14 protein-coding genes are annotated in these 16,615 nt (G+C 61.6%); 5 read left to right on the top strand and 9 right to left on the bottom strand.

The window, feature by feature from the left end:
- The first annotated feature begins 121 nt into the window (after window positions 1–121).
- A complete protein-coding gene (locus ACSQ17_RS16315) occupies window positions 122–808 on the top strand; it encodes a class I SAM-dependent methyltransferase (RefSeq protein WP_436069673.1) in 687 nt (228 codons plus the stop codon).
- A 7-nt stretch (window positions 809–815) separates the two neighbouring features.
- Here ACSQ17_RS16315 and ACSQ17_RS16320 read toward each other — a convergent pair whose 3' ends face one another.
- From ACSQ17_RS16320 to metR, 3 genes are all read right to left on the bottom strand, one after another.
- Window positions 816–1,556: a glutathione S-transferase family protein gene (locus ACSQ17_RS16320; protein ID WP_436069674.1), complete on the bottom strand. Its 741-nt coding sequence runs from the start codon at window positions 1,554–1,556 to the stop codon at window positions 816–818.
- Between the two features lie 242 nt (window positions 1,557–1,798).
- A complete protein-coding gene (locus ACSQ17_RS16325; protein ID WP_436069675.1) occupies window positions 1,799–2,719 on the bottom strand; it encodes a bestrophin family protein in 921 nt (306 codons plus the stop codon).
- Between the two features lie 111 nt (window positions 2,720–2,830).
- Window positions 2,831–3,748, bottom strand: coding sequence for a transcriptional regulator MetR (gene metR / locus ACSQ17_RS16330; RefSeq protein ID WP_436069676.1), 918 nt, complete (start codon window positions 3,746–3,748; stop codon window positions 2,831–2,833).
- A gap of 219 nt (window positions 3,749–3,967) precedes the next feature.
- On the opposite strand from metR, the gene metE reads away from it, so the two are divergent.
- Complete coding sequence (metE, locus tag ACSQ17_RS16335) at window positions 3,968–6,271, top strand: 5-methyltetrahydropteroyltriglutamate--homocysteine S-methyltransferase (protein ID WP_436069677.1); 2,304 nt, start codon at window positions 3,968–3,970, stop codon at window positions 6,269–6,271.
- A 200-nt stretch (window positions 6,272–6,471) separates the two neighbouring features.
- Window positions 6,472–7,461: an alpha/beta fold hydrolase gene (locus ACSQ17_RS16340; RefSeq protein ID WP_436069678.1), complete on the top strand. Its 990-nt coding sequence runs from the start codon at window positions 6,472–6,474 to the stop codon at window positions 7,459–7,461.
- A 340-nt stretch (window positions 7,462–7,801) separates the two neighbouring features.
- On the opposite strand, the gene ACSQ17_RS16345 is transcribed toward ACSQ17_RS16340, so the two are convergent.
- The 3 genes from ACSQ17_RS16345 to ACSQ17_RS16355 are packed head-to-tail and all read right to left on the bottom strand — an operon-like array spanning window position 7,802 to window position 9,768.
- The gene (locus ACSQ17_RS16345; RefSeq protein WP_436069679.1) at window positions 7,802–8,308 is read right to left on the bottom strand and encodes a DUF1993 domain-containing protein; all 507 of its coding nucleotides are present in this window, start codon (window positions 8,306–8,308) and stop codon (window positions 7,802–7,804) included.
- Window positions 8,309–8,338: 30 nt separating this feature from the next.
- Window positions 8,339–8,809 carry a MaoC family dehydratase gene (locus tag ACSQ17_RS16350; protein WP_436069680.1) on the bottom strand — a complete coding sequence of 157 codons (471 nt, stop codon included), beginning with the start codon at window positions 8,807–8,809 and terminating at the stop codon, window positions 8,339–8,341.
- The gene (locus ACSQ17_RS16355; protein ID WP_436069681.1) at window positions 8,806–9,768 is read right to left on the bottom strand and encodes a lysophospholipase; all 963 of its coding nucleotides are present in this window, start codon (window positions 9,766–9,768) and stop codon (window positions 8,806–8,808) included. Before ACSQ17_RS16355 ends, ACSQ17_RS16350 begins: the two co-directional genes overlap by 4 nt.
- A 416-nt stretch (window positions 9,769–10,184) precedes the next feature.
- Between ACSQ17_RS16355 and fadD2 the strand changes: the two genes are divergently transcribed.
- Both fadD2 and fadD1 read left to right on the top strand, forming a co-directional pair.
- On the top strand, window positions 10,185–11,873 hold the full coding sequence (gene fadD2, locus ACSQ17_RS16360) for a long-chain-fatty-acid--CoA ligase FadD2 (protein WP_436069682.1): 1,689 nt from the start codon (window positions 10,185–10,187) through the stop codon (window positions 11,871–11,873).
- A gap of 361 nt (window positions 11,874–12,234) precedes the next feature.
- The gene (fadD1, locus tag ACSQ17_RS16365) at window positions 12,235–13,923 is read left to right on the top strand and encodes a long-chain-fatty-acid--CoA ligase FadD1 (RefSeq protein ID WP_436069683.1); all 1,689 of its coding nucleotides are present in this window, start codon (window positions 12,235–12,237) and stop codon (window positions 13,921–13,923) included.
- A gap of 302 nt (window positions 13,924–14,225) precedes the next feature.
- Here fadD1 and ACSQ17_RS16370 read toward each other — a convergent pair whose 3' ends face one another.
- The 3 genes from ACSQ17_RS16370 to dapE are packed head-to-tail and all read right to left on the bottom strand — an operon-like array spanning window position 14,226 to window position 16,557.
- Window positions 14,226–14,597: a hypothetical protein gene (locus tag ACSQ17_RS16370; RefSeq protein WP_436070505.1), complete on the bottom strand. Its 372-nt coding sequence runs from the start codon at window positions 14,595–14,597 to the stop codon at window positions 14,226–14,228.
- A 2-nt stretch (window positions 14,598–14,599) separates the two neighbouring features.
- Window positions 14,600–15,406, bottom strand: a complete 807-nt coding sequence (locus ACSQ17_RS16375) for a putative RNA methyltransferase (protein WP_436069684.1) — start codon at window positions 15,404–15,406, stop codon at window positions 14,600–14,602.
- Window positions 15,403–16,557 carry a succinyl-diaminopimelate desuccinylase gene (gene dapE / locus ACSQ17_RS16380; protein ID WP_436069685.1) on the bottom strand — a complete coding sequence of 385 codons (1,155 nt, stop codon included), beginning with the start codon at window positions 16,555–16,557 and terminating at the stop codon, window positions 15,403–15,405. The genes ACSQ17_RS16375 and dapE overlap by 4 nt, the downstream gene beginning before the upstream one ends.
- Window positions 16,558–16,615: the final 58 nt, after the last annotated feature.

Genomic DNA, 16,615 nt, shown 5'->3' on the forward strand with positions numbered 1-16,615 from the left:
CAACGCATGAATAAGTGATCAGCGGCAATGCACACGGACGCGAACAGGTGCAGGATTGCCAGGGCTGCATCTGTGCAGGCAGGTGCAAGTAACGGACGACTGAACAGGCAACGAGTGAGCTATGCAGCGCGACCATCGGGAGCAACTCAACCTCAGCTGGCAGGCCAATGCCGATGCCTGGACCGCCGCCGTGCGCGAGCAGCGCATCGAGAGTCGCCGGCTGGTCACTGATGCAGCCATCGTTCAGGCGATTCTGGCCCTGGCGCCGAAGCGTGTACTGGACCTCGGCTGTGGCGAAGGCTGGCTGTGCCGTGGGCTGGTCGAGCATGGCATCGAGGCGGTTGGTGTGGATGCCTCCGCGCCGCTGATTGCCGTGGCGCAGCAGGCTGCGGTTGGTACGTCGCATTACCGCGTGTGCGGTTATGCCGAGCTGGAAAGCCAGGCTGAGCTGCTGGGGCGTTTTGATGTGCTGGTGTGCAACTTTGCCCTGTTGGAAGAACCCCTGGCGCCGACCCTGAACGCTCTGCATGGCCTGTTGGCCGACGACGGCCGCTTGCTGATCCAGACCCTGCACCCTTGGCGGGCCTGCAACGATGCGAGTTATCGTGATGGCTGGCGGGTGGAAACCTTCGCCGGTTTTGGCGAGGGCTTTGCCCAGCCGATGCCCTGGTTCTTTCGCACACTGGAGTCGTGGCTGGCGCTGTTCAGTGAAACCGGCTGGCGTTTGCAGTGGTTGCAGGAACCGCTGCACCCGGAGAGCGAGCAGCCGGTGTCATTGCTCCTGCTGCTGAGTTCCGAGCGCAACTGAGTTCAAATCAGGCGCGGCGCTGACGATCTTCGGCGTAGCGGCGCATGACCCACTGCCCCGCCGGGTGGGCATGCAGCTCATCAAGGAAGGCCTGGGTCTTGGCGTCGTGCCCGGCAATACCTTCCCACGGTGTACCGGCGGGGGTGAACAGCGGCGCGAACAGTGCGGCGGCGCTGATGTCGGCCAGGCTCAGCTGTTCGCCGACCAGATAACGTGAAGGGTCGCCATGAATGTGCGACTCGATCAGCGCCAGGCCTTCGAGCAGCTCGGCCTGGGATTTCGCCACCCGCGGTGGCGTCACGCCATACAGGCGCTGTACGCCGTTGATCAGCACCGGCTTCATCAGGTCGCGCAGGCCCAGCAGCGGGCGATAGACCTTGAGCATGGCGTGCATCACCGAGTCCCATTGTTTGATCTGGCCATACAGCCAGCGGCGCACATGCACGCCCATGCGGTCGAACTGTTCTTCCAGTTCCAGCACCTCGGCGCGCTGCGCAGCATCGCTTGGCAGCAGCGGCCGCTCGGGGTAGCGCTGCTCCAGATAGAGGGCGATCTGCGTGGAGTCGCCGATCACCTGCTCGCCATCCTTGAGGATCGGCAGGGTCACGATATTGGCCAGGCGTGTGCTTTTCAGCCGGTGCAGGCCGGGGAACAGGTTGTCGACCTGGAAATCGAGGCCTTTGTGATCCAGGTGCCAGCGGGTTTTTTCGCAGTAATGGGAAATCGGGAACTGGTACAGCGTACGCATGATGGGCCCTCGGCAATGGTGCGCCGAGTGTACGGGCTGCTGCGCCGACTGCCCAGTCGCAAACGGCAGTCCAGGCTTTCGATGGGGGAGCCCATGACTGGGCTGGGATTTTCGGTGGCGGCCTGTGCTACCGCCCGGCTTTGTGGCTGTTGCACACCAGCAGATGCTTCGCTGGCCAACACTACTTGCTCATGGCTGGCACCTGGCGCTGCTTCGCGCGGTTGCAAGGCGCCGAGCGCGATCTACTGCAGGATGTAGTCTTGTGGTTGCAGCGGCTCGGGCAGGGCGTCGCCGAGGCTTTCCAGCAAGTCGATCTCGATGCTGCGCACCATGGCGCTCAAGGGCAGGTCGTTATCTGACAGGCCGAAGGGCTCTTCCAGCTCATCACCCAGAGCATCCAGACCGAAGAAGGTGTAGGCAATGATCGTTACCAGAACCGGTGTGAGCAGTTCCAGTGAGCTGACCAGGCCAAATGGCAACAGCATGCAGAACAGCCAGGCCGTGCGGTGCAACAGCAAGGTGTAGGCGAACGGTGTGGGTGTGCTCTTGATGCGTTCACAGATGGCCTGGCTGGCGGCCAGGGTATCCAGGCGCTGTTCCAGGCCCCGGTAGAGCACATCGCTGATGCGCTGTTCACGTACGCATTGGGCCAGATCCTGGTTGATCCAGTTGAGGAGCGTGTCCGGCACGTTGCGCCGTTTGCGCAGGATCGTCAGTTCGTCTGGGCTGACCCAGGCGGCACAGGCCGCTGCGCCATCCTGGCCGCGCAGATGAGCGGCCAGGGCATGGGCAAAGGCAATACAGCGCTGGATGGTTTGGCGGCGCAAGCCTGCGTTGTCATCACCGGGCAGCAGGGCGTGGCTTTCACGGGCGAGGCCGCGAGCCTGGATGATCAATTCGCCCCACTGTTTGCGTGCTTCCCACCAGCGGTCATAACAGGCGCTGTTGCGAAACCCGAGAAACACCGAGAGCGCCAACCCCAGCAGTGAAAACGGTGGAGCGCTGACCTGGTCGAGCCACTGCAGCCAACCGTATTCATAAAACCCCACCACCACGCAGGAGAGCAGCGTGATGCTCAGCAGCTTGGAGGCAATGTGCGGGAAGATGGAACCACGGCGAACAAAGAACAGGTGCAACGCACTGGGGCGCGGGCGAACGATCATGGCGGAAGTGCATCCAGGGATCGGAGGGGGCTTGAGCGGCGCGAATTATGCGCCGCGCCTCGGTGTCTGCCTAGGGCCTGTTTAATCTGCCACGACGTTTCTGCAAGGCCTCTAACGCGCCACGCTGACGCCTTCCAGATTGGCAAAGGAGGTGTCCTTGGCGGTCAGCAGGAAGTCGCGCATAAACGGCGCGTCGAGCATGTCGGTGCGGATGCCGGCGTACAGGGTGGCAAACAGCCCCTTATCGCCCAGGCGTTTGGCGGTCACGTAGCCACGCGAACTGTATTCATGCAGCGCCCAGTTAGGCAGGCCGCATACTCCACGGCCGCTGGCCACCAGTTGCATCATCATCACCGTCAGCTCGGAAGTGCGCACCTGGGCCGGTTCGACATCCGCCGGCTCGAGAAAGCGGGTGAAGATATCCAGGCGATCACGCTCCACCGGGTAGGTGATCAGGGTTTCCGTGGTCAGATCCTGCGGTTTGATGTGCGCTTTGCTGGCCAGCGGGTGCTGGTTAGCCACGGCAAGCATGGCTTCGTAAGTAAACAGCGGCACGTAGGTAATACCGGCCAGCTCGACCGGGTCGCTGGTCACCACCAGATCGAGGTCGCCACGTGCCAGCGCGGGCAGCGGGGCGAAGGAGAAGCCCGAGGCCAGGTCCAGCTCCACTTCCGGCCAGGCATCGCGGAACTGGTCGATGGTCGGCATCAGCCACTGGAAGCAGCTGTGGCATTCGATGGCCATGTGCAGGCGGCCGGCCGTGCCGCCGGCCAGGCGCGCCAGGTCGCGTTCGGCACCGCGCAGCAGCGGCAATACCGTGTCGGACAGCTGCAACAGGCGCAGGCCGGCACTGGTAAAGCGTACCGGCTTGGTCTTGCGCACGAACAGCGGCATGCCCAGGCGCTCTTCCAGCTCTTTGAACTGATGCGACAGCGCCGATTGCGTCAGGTGCAGGCGTTCGGCGGCGTCCACCAGGCTTTCGCTTTCGCGCAGGGCGTGCAGGGTTTTCAGGTGGCGCAATTCGAGCATGGCGGACCTCGGGTATTTCGCAGATGTGCTTTGTGCAGGAGCGGGCCATGCCCGCGATCAGGTTTGCTGGAAGCATCGCGGGCAAGCTCACTCCAACAGTCATGCCGGCTAGCAGAACATGAGTAAAACTATAGATCAAGGCGAATAGATTGAGTTTGTCTCACGCAGAGGGTCTGTCGAGAATGGCGCCATCTTATTGATCTGCTGGAGCGTTTTGACATGGCCTTGTCTCATTCCCTGGGGTTCCCCCGTATCGGTCGTGACCGTGAACTGAAAAAAGCCCTGGAGGCCTACTGGAAAGGCGAGCTGGACGAGGCCGGCCTGCGAGCGGTTGGCCGCAAGCTGCGTGCCGAGCACTGGCAGCTGCAGAAGGACGCCGGTATCGATTTGCTGCCGGTCGGCGACTTCGCCTGGTACGACCAGGTGCTGACCCACTCGCTGACGTTCGGCGTGGTCCCCGAACGCTTTCGCCCGCACACCGGCAAGCCGACCCTGGACACCCTGTTTGGCATGGCCCGTGGTGCAGTTGCAAACAAGAGTGGCAACAGCTGTTGTGGCGGGGCTCACGCCCAAGAGATGACCAAGTGGTTCGACACCAACTACCACTACCTGGTCCCCGAGTTCACGGCCGATCAGCAATTCCAACTGAGCTGGGAGCAGCTGTTCGAGGAAGTCGAAGAAGCCCAGGCCCTGGGCCACCGCGTCAAACCGGTGCTGATCGGCCCGCTGACCTACCTGTGGCTGGGCAAAGCCAAGGGCAGCGAATTTGATCGTCTCGATCTGCTGGAGCGGCTGCTGCCGGTCTACGGCGAAATCCTCCAGCGCCTGGCCGCTCAGGGCGTGGAATGGGTGCAGATCGACGAGCCGATTCTGGTGCTGGACCTGCCGCAAGCCTGGAAGAATGCCTTCGAACGTGCCTACAACCTGCTGCAACGCGAGCCCGGCAAGAAACTGATCGCCACCTATTTCGCCGGTCTGGAGGACAACCTCGGTCTGGCCGCCAGCCTGCCAGTGGATGGTCTGCACATCGACCTGGTGCGTGCGCCCGAGCAGTTTCCGACCATCCTCGATCGTCTGCCGGCCTATAAGGTGTTGTCGCTGGGTGTGGTCAACGGCCGCAACGTCTGGCGCACCGATCTGCAGCAGGCCCTGACGGTTTTGCAACAGGCTCAGGAGCGACTGGGCGAGCGCCTGTGGGTGGCACCGAGCTGCTCGCTGTTGCACAGCCCGGTCGATCTGAGTCGTGAGGACAAGCTAGATAGTGAGCTGAAAAGCTGGCTGGCGTTCGCTGTGCAGAAGTGCGAGGAAGTGGCGTTGCTGACTACCGCCCTGAATGCCCCGCAGGATGCTCAAGTGCAGGCCGCGTTGGCGCAAAGCCGCGCCGTGCAGGCCAGTCGCGCGCAATCGCCGCGTATCCACAAACCGGCGGTGCAGGCGCGTTTGGCGGCTATTACTGCTGCTGATAGCCAGCGTCAGTCGCCATTTGCCACACGCATCGAGCAGCAGCGCGCACGTTTGCATTTGCCGGTCTTGCCGACCACCAGCATCGGCTCGTTTCCGCAAACCGCTGCCATCCGTCTGGCGCGTCAGGCGTTCAAGGCGGGCAAGCTGTCGGCTGCCGATTATACCGAGGCCATGCACAGCGAAATCCGTCATGCCGTCGAGGTGCAGGAAAACCTCGGCCTGGATGTGCTGGTGCACGGCGAGGCCGAGCGCAACGACATGGTCGAGTACTTCGCCGAGCAACTCGACGGCTATGCCTTCACCCGTTTCGGCTGGGTGCAGAGCTACGGTTCGCGCTGCGTCAAACCGGCGGTGATCTACGGCGACCTGAGTCGGCCCAAGGCCATGACCGTGAGCTGGATCGGTTATGCGCAAACCCTCACCCGTAAGGTGATGAAGGGCATGCTGACCGGCCCGGTGACCATGCTGATGTGGTCTTTCCCGCGGGATGATATTTCCCGTGAGCAGCAGGCGCGTCAGCTGGCGCTGGCCATTCGTGACGAGGTGGTGGACCTGGAAACGGCTGGGATCAAGATCATCCAGATCGACGAAGCCGCCTTCCGCGAAGGCCTGCCACTGCGCCAGGCGCAGTGGCAGGGTTACCTGAACTGGGCCACCGAGGCATTCCGCCTGTGTGCCTCGGGCGTGCGTGACGAAACGCAGATCCACACCCACATGTGCTACAGCGAGTTCAACGATGTGATCGAGTCCATCGCTGCCATGGATGCCGACGTGATCACCATCGAAACGTCCCGTTCGGACATGGAGCTGCTGGAAGCCTTCGAGCGCTTCGACTACCCCAACGACATCGGCCCCGGCGTGTATGACATCCACTCGCCACGGGTGCCGGACAGCCGGGAGATGGCCAACTTGCTGCGCAAGGCCGCACAGCGTATTCCGCTCGAGCGGCTGTGGGTCAACCCGGATTGCGGCCTGAAAACCCGCGCCTGGCCGGAGACCGAAGCCGCGTTGGTGAACATGGTCGCGGCTGCACGTCAGCTGCGCACTGAACTGGCCTGATCCGCGTTCTGTTACGACTAAAGCCCCTGCCATGGCCCTGATCGGCTGTGGTGGGGCTTGGTTTTTCTGGCAGCAAAAAATACCGCTCGTCTCCCTTCATCAAACTGTCACGGTTGTGTGGCAGCGCGCTTGTACAAACATCACCACACTCGCGTCTTAATGGGGGGCTGCGTTCTGCTGTCCCATGGCCGGGTGATGCCATGCGTAGTTTGATTATTCTCGTCGCACTGCTGTGCGGCCTGCCGGCTTTTGCCGCACAACCTTGCAGTGTTCAGGTGCCAACCCTTACCGCCGAGGTCGGCGACGTGCGCCTGGCTTACCAGAGTATCGGGCGTGACAGCGATCCGGCCTTGCTGCTGGTGATGGGCTTGGGCGGGCAGTTGATCCATTGGCCGGATGAGGTGGTCGAGCGCCTGTGTCAGCAGGGGTTTCGGGTGATCCGCTTCGATAACCGCGATGTCGGCTTGAGCAATTGGGTCGCTACCGCCCCGGAAATCAACCTGACCTATGAAGCGCTGCGCTATCGCCTGGGGCTGTCGGTGGCAGCGCCTTACGGCCTGCGCGACATGGCCCGTGATGCCCTGGGGTTGCTGGATAGCCTGAAGATCGAGCGTGCCCATGTGCTGGGCGCCAGTATGGGCGGGATGATTGCCCAGCATATGGCCGACCTTGCGCCTGAGCGGGTGCAGAGCCTGACGTTGGTGATGACCAGCTCCGGTGCCCAGGGCCTGCCGGCGCCGAGTAGCGAATTGCTGAGCTTGCTGGCCCGGCGCGATTCACCCAATCGCACGGTGGCGCTGGAGCAGCAGGCCGACCTGCTGGCCGCGCTGGGCAGCCCGGCAGTCAGTGATGATCGGCAGTTATTGTTGCAGCAGGCACAAGTCGCCTATGACCGCGCCTTCAACCCGGAAGGCGTGCAACGCCAGTTATTGGCCATCCTCGCCGAACCGAGCCGGGTTGAACTTCTCAACCGCTTGCAGGTGCCAACGCTGGTGGTGCACGGCACGGCGGACCCGTTGCTGCCGGTGATGCACGGCGTGCATGTGGCGGCGCATATCAAGGGCAGTGAACTGCGCCTGATTCCAGGGCTGGCCCATCGCTTTCAGGATGCGTTCAAGGAGCCGCTGCTGGCTGCGGTATTGCCGCACCTGCAGGCCCATCGTGCGGATGGGCAGTGGGCGCGGCTGTGACCAGCGACCATCCGCCGGTATGTATTTTCATTTGACGAACGGTTCCGCCTTTACGGCGGCTCACTTTTGGCAAACGCCCCAAAAGTAAGCAAAAGGTCTTGCCCCTTGCATCCGGCCCGACTTCGTCGGGTTCCCTCGTTCCATCATTGCGTCAGGGGCTCGCCGCGAAGGGCCATCCCTGGCCCATCGCGGCTCTCGCGGCCTCCATGCCGCTCAACCCCTTGCGCAACGATTCCACTCGGCCTCCTGATGGGGCGATTGGCATTGTCTGGGCAATCGCGGCTTGCGCCCCCAAGCAAATGGGCATCGCTATGCCTAACCCACTCAATGGTTTCTAGCCTTAACGAGTACCGAGGAAATCGCGTTTGCCGATGCTGACACCGTTGTGGCGCAGGATGGCGTAGGCGGTGGTGTAGTGGAAATAGAAGTTCGGCATGACGTGGTCGAGCAGGAAGGCCTGACCCTGGAACTGGGTTTCCTTGTCGCGACGCTTGAGGACAACGGTGCGCGCTTCGCTGCCATCGATCTGCGCTGCGCTCAGGCTGGTGAGGAAGTCCAAGGTCTTGCTGATGCGCGCTTGCAGCTCGGCGAAACTGGTTTCGTTGTCGGCATGGCTGGGTGCGTCGACCCCTGCCAGCAGGGCTGCGCCGGCCTTGGCGCCGTCACAGGCGATCTGCACCTGGCGGCTCAACGGGAACATATCGGGGGCCAGGCGCGCGTTGAGAAATACGCTTTGCTCGATCTTTTTCTCTTCGGCATGGGCGGCGGCGAGGCCGAGGATGGTCGAGAGGTTGTTCAGTTGGCGGGTAAAGACCGGGATGGAGGCGTGGTACATAGACAGGGACATGAAATTCTCCAGTGAAACAGTAGGGGTGGCTTAGCCGATGGTGATCGGCGGCAGCTTGGTCAGTTCAACGGTCTGCGCCTTGCGCGGGGCGAGGATTTCCGCTTCGCCATCGACCACCAGCTCATCGTTCTGATTGAACACGCGGGTGGCCATACGCACGCGGAATTTCGGCAGTTTTTCCAGCACTTCCAGGCGCACGGTGAGGGTGTCACCGAGCTTGACCGGTGCAGTAAAACGCATGCTCTGGCCCAGGTAGATGGTGCCCGGGCCAGGCAGCTCGCAGGCCACGGCGGCGCTGATCAGTGCGCCGCTGAACATGCCGTGGGCGATACGCTCCTTGAACATGGTTTCGGCGGCGTACTCGGCGTCCAGGTGCACCGGGTTGTGATCACCGGACACTTCGGCGAACAGTTGCACATCGCGTTCGCTGACAGTTTTGCTGTAGCTGGCGGTCTGGCCGACTTCGAGGGCGTCGTAGGGCGTGTTGCTGCTCTGGGTCATGGGTGACTCTCTTGGCTCTGTTGGTGGCACTGGCGCGGTTGGCTGAGGGCCTGCTGCAACCAGTCAATGATGTAGGCGGTGACTTCGTCGCGGTTGCTCTCGTTGAGCAGCTCATGACGCGCATCTGGATAGAGTTTGACCTGCACGTGCTGGTTGCCGGCGGCGCTCAGGGCGTTGCCCAGGTCTTGCTGACGGTGGCCGTCGCTGACTGGGTCACAGGTGCCGCCGATTACCAGCAGCGGCAGGCTGCTGTCGATCTGCGCCAGGCTTTGCAACGGTGTGATCTGTTGCAGGCCGCCCAGCAGGTCGACCCATAGCTGATTGCTGCAGCGGAAGCCGCACAGCGGATCGTTGATGTACTTGTCGACTTCCTGCGGGTCGCGGCTCAGCCAGTCAAAGGCCGTACGATTGGGCTTGAAGGCTTTGTTAAATGAGCCAAATGATACGAACTCCAGCAGGGCGCTGCGTCCCAGCGGGCCTTGTCGCCAGCGCTCGAAGCGCGCCAATAGCTGCCCGATACGGTACAGCGCCACGGGCTGGTAGTTGGAGCCGGAAAGAATCGCCCCTTGCAGGCTGCAGCTGTGGTGCATCAGGTACGCCTGGCTGATGTAACTGCCCATGCTGTGGCCGAGCAGGAAGATCGGCACCTGCGGGTGAGTCTGGCGCATATGGTGGTTGAGGTTGGCCAGGTCATTGACCACCAGCTCCCAGCCCTTGCTGTCGGCATAGTGGCCAAACAGGCCGTGTTCGGCGGTTTTGCCGTGGCCGCGCTGATCATGCGCATAAACCTCGAAACCCTGCGCCACCAGCGCTTCAGCCAGGCGTGCGTAACGTCCGCTGTGTTCGGCCATGCCGTGGGCGACCATCAGCAAGGCTTTTGGCGGCTGTTCGGCATACCAGCGGTTGACAAAGAGGGGCGCTGCATCGGTGCTATTGAGCCAGAACGCTTGGTGGAGCATGGCGAATCCCTTAAGCCTGCAGAAGCTGCGCATTGTGCACCCCGCACGGCGCGCCGCAAAGTCCGTACAGGTGCAACGGTCGCTTGAAGGCATGTGCGGCCGTCTGCTGCCGGTAAGGCTGCGCCAAAGCGGCAGGATAGTTGTGCCGGGAGCGGCAAGATTCAGTGCGTCAATGACGCTGCTCGGCTATTTGCCTGTTTGGCGTTAGCTGTTAACGTCCAGCCAACTCCGCTAGAGGATGCTTACAAAATACTGCGCTCGCCCATGCTGCGTTGAGCCCAGCCTCAAAATGCTCATGTACAACTCGTACACTCCGCTTTTTCGGCTGATCTCGCCTTGCCTGGCCATCGCTCGTTACTTTTGTAAGCACCCTCTTTCGCGGATTAGGATCATCTCAGGGCAAGAGGATAAAAATAATGCAGCCTGATTTCTGGAGCGACAAACGTCCGGCCGGCGTTCCCAATGACATCGATCTGGGGGCTTACAAGTCGGTGATCGAGGTGTTCGAGCGCTCGTGCAAGAAGTTCGCTGACCGTCCGGCGTTCAGCAACCTGGGCGTAACCCTGACCTATGCCGAGCTGGATCGGCTCTCGGCGGCTTTTGCTGCCTACCTGCAGAAACACACCGACCTGCAACCGGGTGATCGCATTGCCGTGCAGATGCCCAACGTGCTGCAGTACCCGATTGCCGTGTTCGGTGCCATGCGCGCCGGGCTGATTGTGGTCAACACCAACCCGCTGTACACCGCCCGCGAGATGCGCCACCAGTTCAAGGATGCCGGCGTACGTGCGCTGGTGTACCTGAACATGTTCGGCAAGCTGGTGCAGGACGTGCTGCCGGATACCGAGATCGATTACCTGATCGAAGCCAAGATGGGTGACCTGCTGCCAAGCCTCAAAGGCTGGCTGGTCAACACCGTGGTGAAGAAGGTCAAGAAGATGGTGCCTGACTACCACCTGCCGCAGGCAATAGCCTTCAAGGGTGCACTCAAGCAGGGCCAGGGCCATGCGCTGAAACCGGTCAAGGTCGCTCAGGAAGACATCGCCGTGCTGCAATACACCGGTGGCACCACTGGCGTGGCCAAGGGCGCGATGCTGACGCACGGTAATCTGGTGGCCAACATGCTGCAGGTCGATGCCTGCCTGTCACAGCTGGGCGATGACGGCACCCCGCTGATGAAGCAGGGCCAGGAAATCATGATCGCGCCACTACCGCTCTACCATATCTATGCCTTCACCGCGAACTGCATGTGCATGATGGTCAACGGTAACCACAACGTACTGATCACCAACCCGCGCGACATTCCTGGCTTCGTCAAGGAACTGGGTAAGTGGCAGTTTTCCGCGCTGCTGGGTCTTAACACGCTGTTTGTCGCGCTGATGGACAACCCCGATTTCAAGAACCTGGATTTCTCCCATTTCAAATTGACCAACTCCGGCGGTACGGCGCTGGTCAAGGCCACTGCCGAGCGCTGGCAGGCCATGACTGGTTGCCCGGTGACTGAAGGCTATGGCCTGACCGAAACCTCGCCGGTAGCCAGCACCAATCCCTACGGCGACAAGGTGCGTTTGGGTACGGTCGGTATTCCGGTGCCGGGCACGGCATTCAAGGTCATCAATGATGACGGTGTCGAGCAGCCGCTGGGCGAGCGCGGCGAGCTGTGCATCAAGGGGCCGCAGGTGATGAAGGGCTACTGGCAGCGTGAGGAAGCCACCGCTGAAGTGCTGGATGCCGAAGGCTGGTTCAAGACCGGTGATGTGGCAGTGATCGATCTGGATGGCTTTGTACGCATCGTCGATCGCAAGAAGGACATGATCATCGTTTCCGGTTTCAACGTGTACCCCAACGAGATCGAAGACGTGGTCATGGCGCATCCGAAAGTCGCCAGCTGCGCGGCCATCGGTGTGCCGGACGAGAAGTCTGGGGAAGTGGTCAAACTGTTTGTCGTGGCCCGTGACAGCAGCCTCAGTGCCGAGGAGCTGAAGGCCTACTGCAAAGAGAATTTCACCGGTTACAAAGTGCCTAAGCAGATTGTCTTCCGTGACGCCCTGCCGATGACCCCGGTGGGCAAGATCCTCCGTCGCGAGCTGCGCGATATCGCTTAAATGCTTGCGTTCTGTGGTCGCTGTGCCGCCCGCGATGGGCGGCACAAGGCGAGCGCAAGGGCTGTAGCGCGGCATTTGCAGGCGATTTATGAAAAGTGACCGCCACGCAATACTTGGTCACTTTTGTGACCGTTGCGGCGCTTATTGGTGCTAGTCGCTGTTTGGCAAAGCTGCTACTCTCGGGCAGCTTTTTTGTGATCCGCCATCCACGGCGAGCGGGCTCCAGGGCCTTCGCTGTGCGACGTCAGAAATTGCTTTTGGCAGTTTTTGGCCGTTCAAGTCGCAAGAAATCACGCGAACCTACAATAAACAACCGTCTACGCGCGGTGAAGATCAAGCTGTTGCTGAGGAGTGGGCTTCCATGACCGAAAACTTTTGGAAGGATAAGTATCCCGTTGGGATTGCTGCCGAAATCAATCCTGACCAGTACCCGAATATCCAGGCGGTACTGAAAGAGTCCTGCCAACGCTTCGCCGACAAGCCAGCTTTCAGCAATATGGGTAAAACCATTACCTACGGTGAGCTGTACGAGTTGTCCGGCAACTTTGCCGCCTACCTGCAGCAAAACACTGATCTGCAGCCCGGTGACCGCATCGCTGTGCAGCTGCCTAACGTGCTGCAGTACCCGGTTGTGGTCTTCGGTGCCCTGCGCGCCGGCCTGGTGGTGGTCAACACCAACCCGCTGTACACCGCGCGGGAAATGGAACACCAATTCAACGATTCCGGCGCCAAGGCCCTGGTCAGCCTGGCCAACATGGCCCACCTGGCCGAGCAGGTTCTGCCGAAAACCGGGATCAAGACGGTCATCATCACCGAAGTCGGTGACATGCTTTCGCCGCTCAAGCGCCTGCTGGTCAACAGCGTGGTCAAGCATGTGAAGAAGATGGTGCCGGCCTACAACCTGCCGCAAGCCGTCAAGTTCACCGCCGCCATGGCCAAAGGCCGTGGCCAGAGCGCCAAGGACGCTGCGCCGAGCAATGGCGATATCGCCGTGCTGCAATACACCGGCGGCACCACCGGTGTGGCCAAGGGCGCGATGCTGACCCACCGCAACCTGATCGCCAACATGTTGCAGGTCAAGGCGCTGATGGGCTCGGAAATGAGCGAGGGCAGCGAAGTGCTGATCGCGCCGTTGCCGCTGTACCACATCTACGCGTTCACCTTCCATTGCATGGCGATGATGCTGATTGGTGGGCACAACGTGCTGATCACCAACCCACGTGATCTGCCAGCCATGACCAAGGACCTGGCCAAGTACAAGTTCACTGGTTTTGTCGGTCTCAACACCCTGTTCGTTGCCCTGTGCAACAACGAGGACTTCCGCAAGCTGGACTTCTCTACCCTGAAAGCCACGTTCTCCGGCGGCATGGCCCTGCAACTGGCCACTGCTGAGCGTTGGAAGCAGGTGACCGGCTGCCCGATCTGCGAAGGCTTCGGCATGACCGAAACCAGCCCGGTCGCTTCGGTCAACCCGTTCAGCAATATCCAGATCGGCACCATCGGTATTCCGGTGCCGTCGACCGTGTGCAAAGTGATCGACGACGAAGGCGTCGAGCAACCACTAGGTTCGATTGGCGAGCTGTGCGTAAAAGGCCCGCAGGTGATGAAAGGTTACTGGCAGCGCCAGGAAGCCACCGACGAAATCCTCGACGCCGAAGGCTGGTTGAAAACGGGCGACATCGCGGTGATCCAGGACGATGGCTACATGCGTATCGTCGACCGCAAGAAGGATATGATTCTGGTGTCCGGCTTCAACGTCTACCCGAACGAGCTGGAAGACGTGCTGGCCACGCTGCCGGGCGTATTGCAGTGTGCAGCCATCGGTGTGCCGGACGAGAAGTCGGGTGAAGCGATCAAGATCTTCGTGGTGGTCAAGCCGGGTGAAACCCTGACCAAAGAGCAGGTCATGGAGCACATGCGCGCCAACGTCACCGGTTACAAGGTGCCAAAAGCCGTGGAGTTCCGCGACGTGCTGCCGACCACCAACGTCGGCAAGATCCTGCGCCGTGAGCTGCGTGACGAAGAGCTGAAGAAACTGGGCAAGAAGTAGGCACCCGGTTAAACAAAACCCCGCCTAGGCGGGGTTTTTTGTGCCTCTTTGAAACCGGTCGTTGAAAACGTAGCGAGCGATGGCTAGGCAAGGCGGAAGTAGCCGAAAAAGCGGAGTGTACATCTGCACATGAGCATTTGATTCGCTGCGCTCACCCCTTTGGGGCCGTGCTAAAGCACGTTCAGCCTTCGGCTGTGAGGCTGCTTTTCTCGCATCGCTCGCCCCCGGATCCGCCTTCGGCTGTTACTCCTGTTGGTCTTTGCAACGCAGGATAGCCGAGCGCAGTAGTTTTCAGCGGTCGGTCAGCCGGTGCGCCAGGTGATTTCCTCCACCCCATCGGCGCTGATGCGCATCCAGCGGTCGGCCTGTTCGTCGCTTTCTTCTTCCTGCCAGCCGCCTGGTGCGCAGCGTACTTCAACATTCAGCGCGGCGAAGGCGGCCTGGGCGCAGGCCAGGTCGTCGGCCCAGGGCGTGGCGTCGCTTTCCAGAAACAGGCTGTGCCACTTGCCCACGGCCTTGGGCAGCCAGGTGACGGGCACGTTGCCAGCCATGCATTTGAAGGTCTGGCCTTTCTGCTGCCAGGGTGTACAGCTGCCCAGGGCTTGGCTCAGCCACTCGCCGATAGCCGTGTGGTCGGCGTCTTTCAGGTAAATCTCGATATCCGGTTGGCGCATGGTCATAGTCTCTTGATCCAGTCGTAGCGGATGGCGACAGTCACGTCGCAGGGTTCGGCGATCACCGCCGCGCGGCGTTCGGCGCTGGCGCGCCAGCCGTGCGGGGTCATGGCCAGCAGGTCAGCGCGGGCTTCACTGCTATCCAATTGCAGGTTGAACGTGAGGGTTTCGCTGTGGGCCAGGCGCATGCCTTCCGGGATCAGCTCCAGGTGCTTTTGATCATCGTAGTCGCGCACTTCGTCGTACAGCTTCTGGCGCAACTCCATCAGGTGTTCGCTGGTTGGGCCCATGCGCAGCAGACCACCGCCGGGTGCGAGCAGACGCTTGGCTTCCTGCCAGTCGAGCGGGCTAAAGACGCTGGCCAGCAGGTTGCAGCTGGCATCACTCAGTGGCACGCGGGCCATACTCGCCACCAGCCAGGTCAGTTGCGGCGCTCGCTTGCAGGCACGTTTGACTGCCTCGCGGGAGATATCCAGGGCGTAGCCATCGGCCTGCTGCAGGGCATCGGCGATCTGTGCGGTGTAGTAACCCTCGCCGCAACCAATATCCAGCCAGCGCTGCGGGTTATAGCGGGCTGCCAGTTCGGCCAGGCGCTGTGCCAGCGGTGCGTAATGGCCACCGTCGAGAAAGCGCCGGCGGGCTTCGACCATGGCAGCGTTGTCGCCTGGATCGCGGCTGTTCTTGTGCTGCACCGGCAGCAGGTTGAGGTAACCCTGGCGTGCACGGTCGAAACGGTGGTTGGCCGGGCAGGCCACACCGTTGTCGACGACGCTTAGCGCCGCCTGGCAGATAGGGCAGATCAGGCTCATACGAGCAGATTGACCAGGGTCTGATAATAAATTTCGGTCAGCACATCCAGATCGCTGGCCAGTACGCGTTCGTCGACCTGGTGAATGGTGGCGTTGACCGGGCCGAGTTCGACCACCTGGGTGCCGAGGGTGGCGATAAAGCGGCCGTCCGAGGTGCCGCCGCTGGTCGATGGCTGGGTGTCGCGGCCGGTGACCGCTTTGATGCTGGCGGCCACGGCGTCGAGCAATGCACCCGGCTCGGTAAGGAAGGGCAGACCGGACAGTGCCCAGTCCAACTCGAAATCCAGACCGTGCTTGTTGAGGATGGCCTCAACGCGCTGTTGCAGACCCTCGACCGTGGACTCGGTGGAGAAGCGGAAGTTGAAGATGGCTTTCAGCTCACCCGGAATCACGTTGGTCGCGCCCGTACCTGAATTCAGGTTGGAAATCTGGAAGCTGGTCGGCGGGAAGAAGGCGTTGCCGTTATCCCAATGTTCGGCGGCCAGTTCGGCCAGGGCCGGTGCAGCCAGGTGAATTGGGTTACGCGCCAGGTGCGGGTAGGCCACGTGGCCTTGCTTGCCGCGTACGGTCAGGGTGCAACCAAGTGAGCCACGCCGGCCGTTTTTCACCACGTCACCGACCAGGGTGGTACTCGACGGCTCGCCGACGATGCACCAGTCCAGGCGCTCATTGCGTGCGCGCAGGCGTTCGACCACGGCCTTGGTGCCGTGGTGCGCTGGGCCTTCTTCGTCGCTGGTAATCAGAAAGGCAATACGACCCTTGTGCTGTGGGTATTCGGCGACGAAGCGCTCAACAGCGATGATCATCGACGCCAGGCTGCCTTTCATATCCGCCGCGCCACGGCCGCAGAGCATACCGTCTTCGTCGATCAGCGCATCGAACGGCTGGTGCTGCCAGTTTTGCACCGGGCCGGTGGGCACCACGTCGGTGTGCCCGGCAAAACACAGCACTGGCCCATTCTCTCCGCCGCGGCTGGCCCAGAAGTTGTCCACATCCTCAATCCGCATCGGCTCGATGGTGAAGCCACAGGTCGCCAGGCGACGCATCATCTGCTCCTGGCAGCCTTCATCAAGAGGCGTGACGGACGGACGGCGGATCAGCTCGCAGGCAAGCTCCAACGTCGGGGAAAGGGGCGTGGTGTGGGTGGTCATTACAGCTCCGGGGCGGCTTCAGGCACAAAGGCCGCCATCTTAAAGCAAAACGGCGGCC

This window comes from Pseudomonas sp. LjRoot71 (assembly GCF_964253255.1).
GTDB lineage: Bacteria > Pseudomonadota > Gammaproteobacteria > Pseudomonadales > Pseudomonadaceae > Aquipseudomonas.

Excerpts from the sequence above, each read along its gene's own strand:
- metE (WP_436069677.1), top strand. The coding sequence starts at position 3,968 with ATGGCCTTGTCTCATTCCCTGGGGTTCCCCCGTATCGGTCGTGACCGT.
- ACSQ17_RS16350 (WP_436069680.1), bottom strand. The coding sequence starts at position 8,809 with ATGACCCAGAGCAGCAACACGCCCTACGACGCCCTCGAAGTCGGCCAG.
- metR (WP_436069676.1), bottom strand. The coding sequence starts at position 3,748 with ATGCTCGAATTGCGCCACCTGAAAACCCTGCACGCCCTGCGCGAAAGC.
- fadD2 (WP_436069682.1), top strand. The coding sequence starts at position 10,185 with ATGCAGCCTGATTTCTGGAGCGACAAACGTCCGGCCGGCGTTCCCAAT.
- ACSQ17_RS16345 (WP_436069679.1), bottom strand. The coding sequence starts at position 8,308 with ATGTCCCTGTCTATGTACCACGCCTCCATCCCGGTCTTTACCCGCCAA.
- ACSQ17_RS16355 (WP_436069681.1), bottom strand. The coding sequence starts at position 9,768 with ATGCTCCACCAAGCGTTCTGGCTCAATAGCACCGATGCAGCGCCCCTC.
- ACSQ17_RS16340 (WP_436069678.1), top strand. The coding sequence starts at position 6,472 with ATGCGTAGTTTGATTATTCTCGTCGCACTGCTGTGCGGCCTGCCGGCT.
- ACSQ17_RS16315 (WP_436069673.1), top strand. The coding sequence starts at position 122 with ATGCAGCGCGACCATCGGGAGCAACTCAACCTCAGCTGGCAGGCCAAT.
- dapE (WP_436069685.1), bottom strand. The coding sequence starts at position 16,557 with ATGACCACCCACACCACGCCCCTTTCCCCGACGTTGGAGCTTGCCTGC.
- ACSQ17_RS16375 (WP_436069684.1), bottom strand. The coding sequence starts at position 15,406 with ATGAGCCTGATCTGCCCTATCTGCCAGGCGGCGCTAAGCGTCGTCGAC.
- ACSQ17_RS16320 (WP_436069674.1), bottom strand. The coding sequence starts at position 1,556 with ATGCGTACGCTGTACCAGTTCCCGATTTCCCATTACTGCGAAAAAACC.
- ACSQ17_RS16370 (WP_436070505.1), bottom strand. The coding sequence starts at position 14,597 with ATGCGCCAACCGGATATCGAGATTTACCTGAAAGACGCCGACCACACG.
- ACSQ17_RS16325 (WP_436069675.1), bottom strand. The coding sequence starts at position 2,719 with ATGATCGTTCGCCCGCGCCCCAGTGCGTTGCACCTGTTCTTTGTTCGC.
- fadD1 (WP_436069683.1), top strand. The coding sequence starts at position 12,235 with ATGACCGAAAACTTTTGGAAGGATAAGTATCCCGTTGGGATTGCTGCC.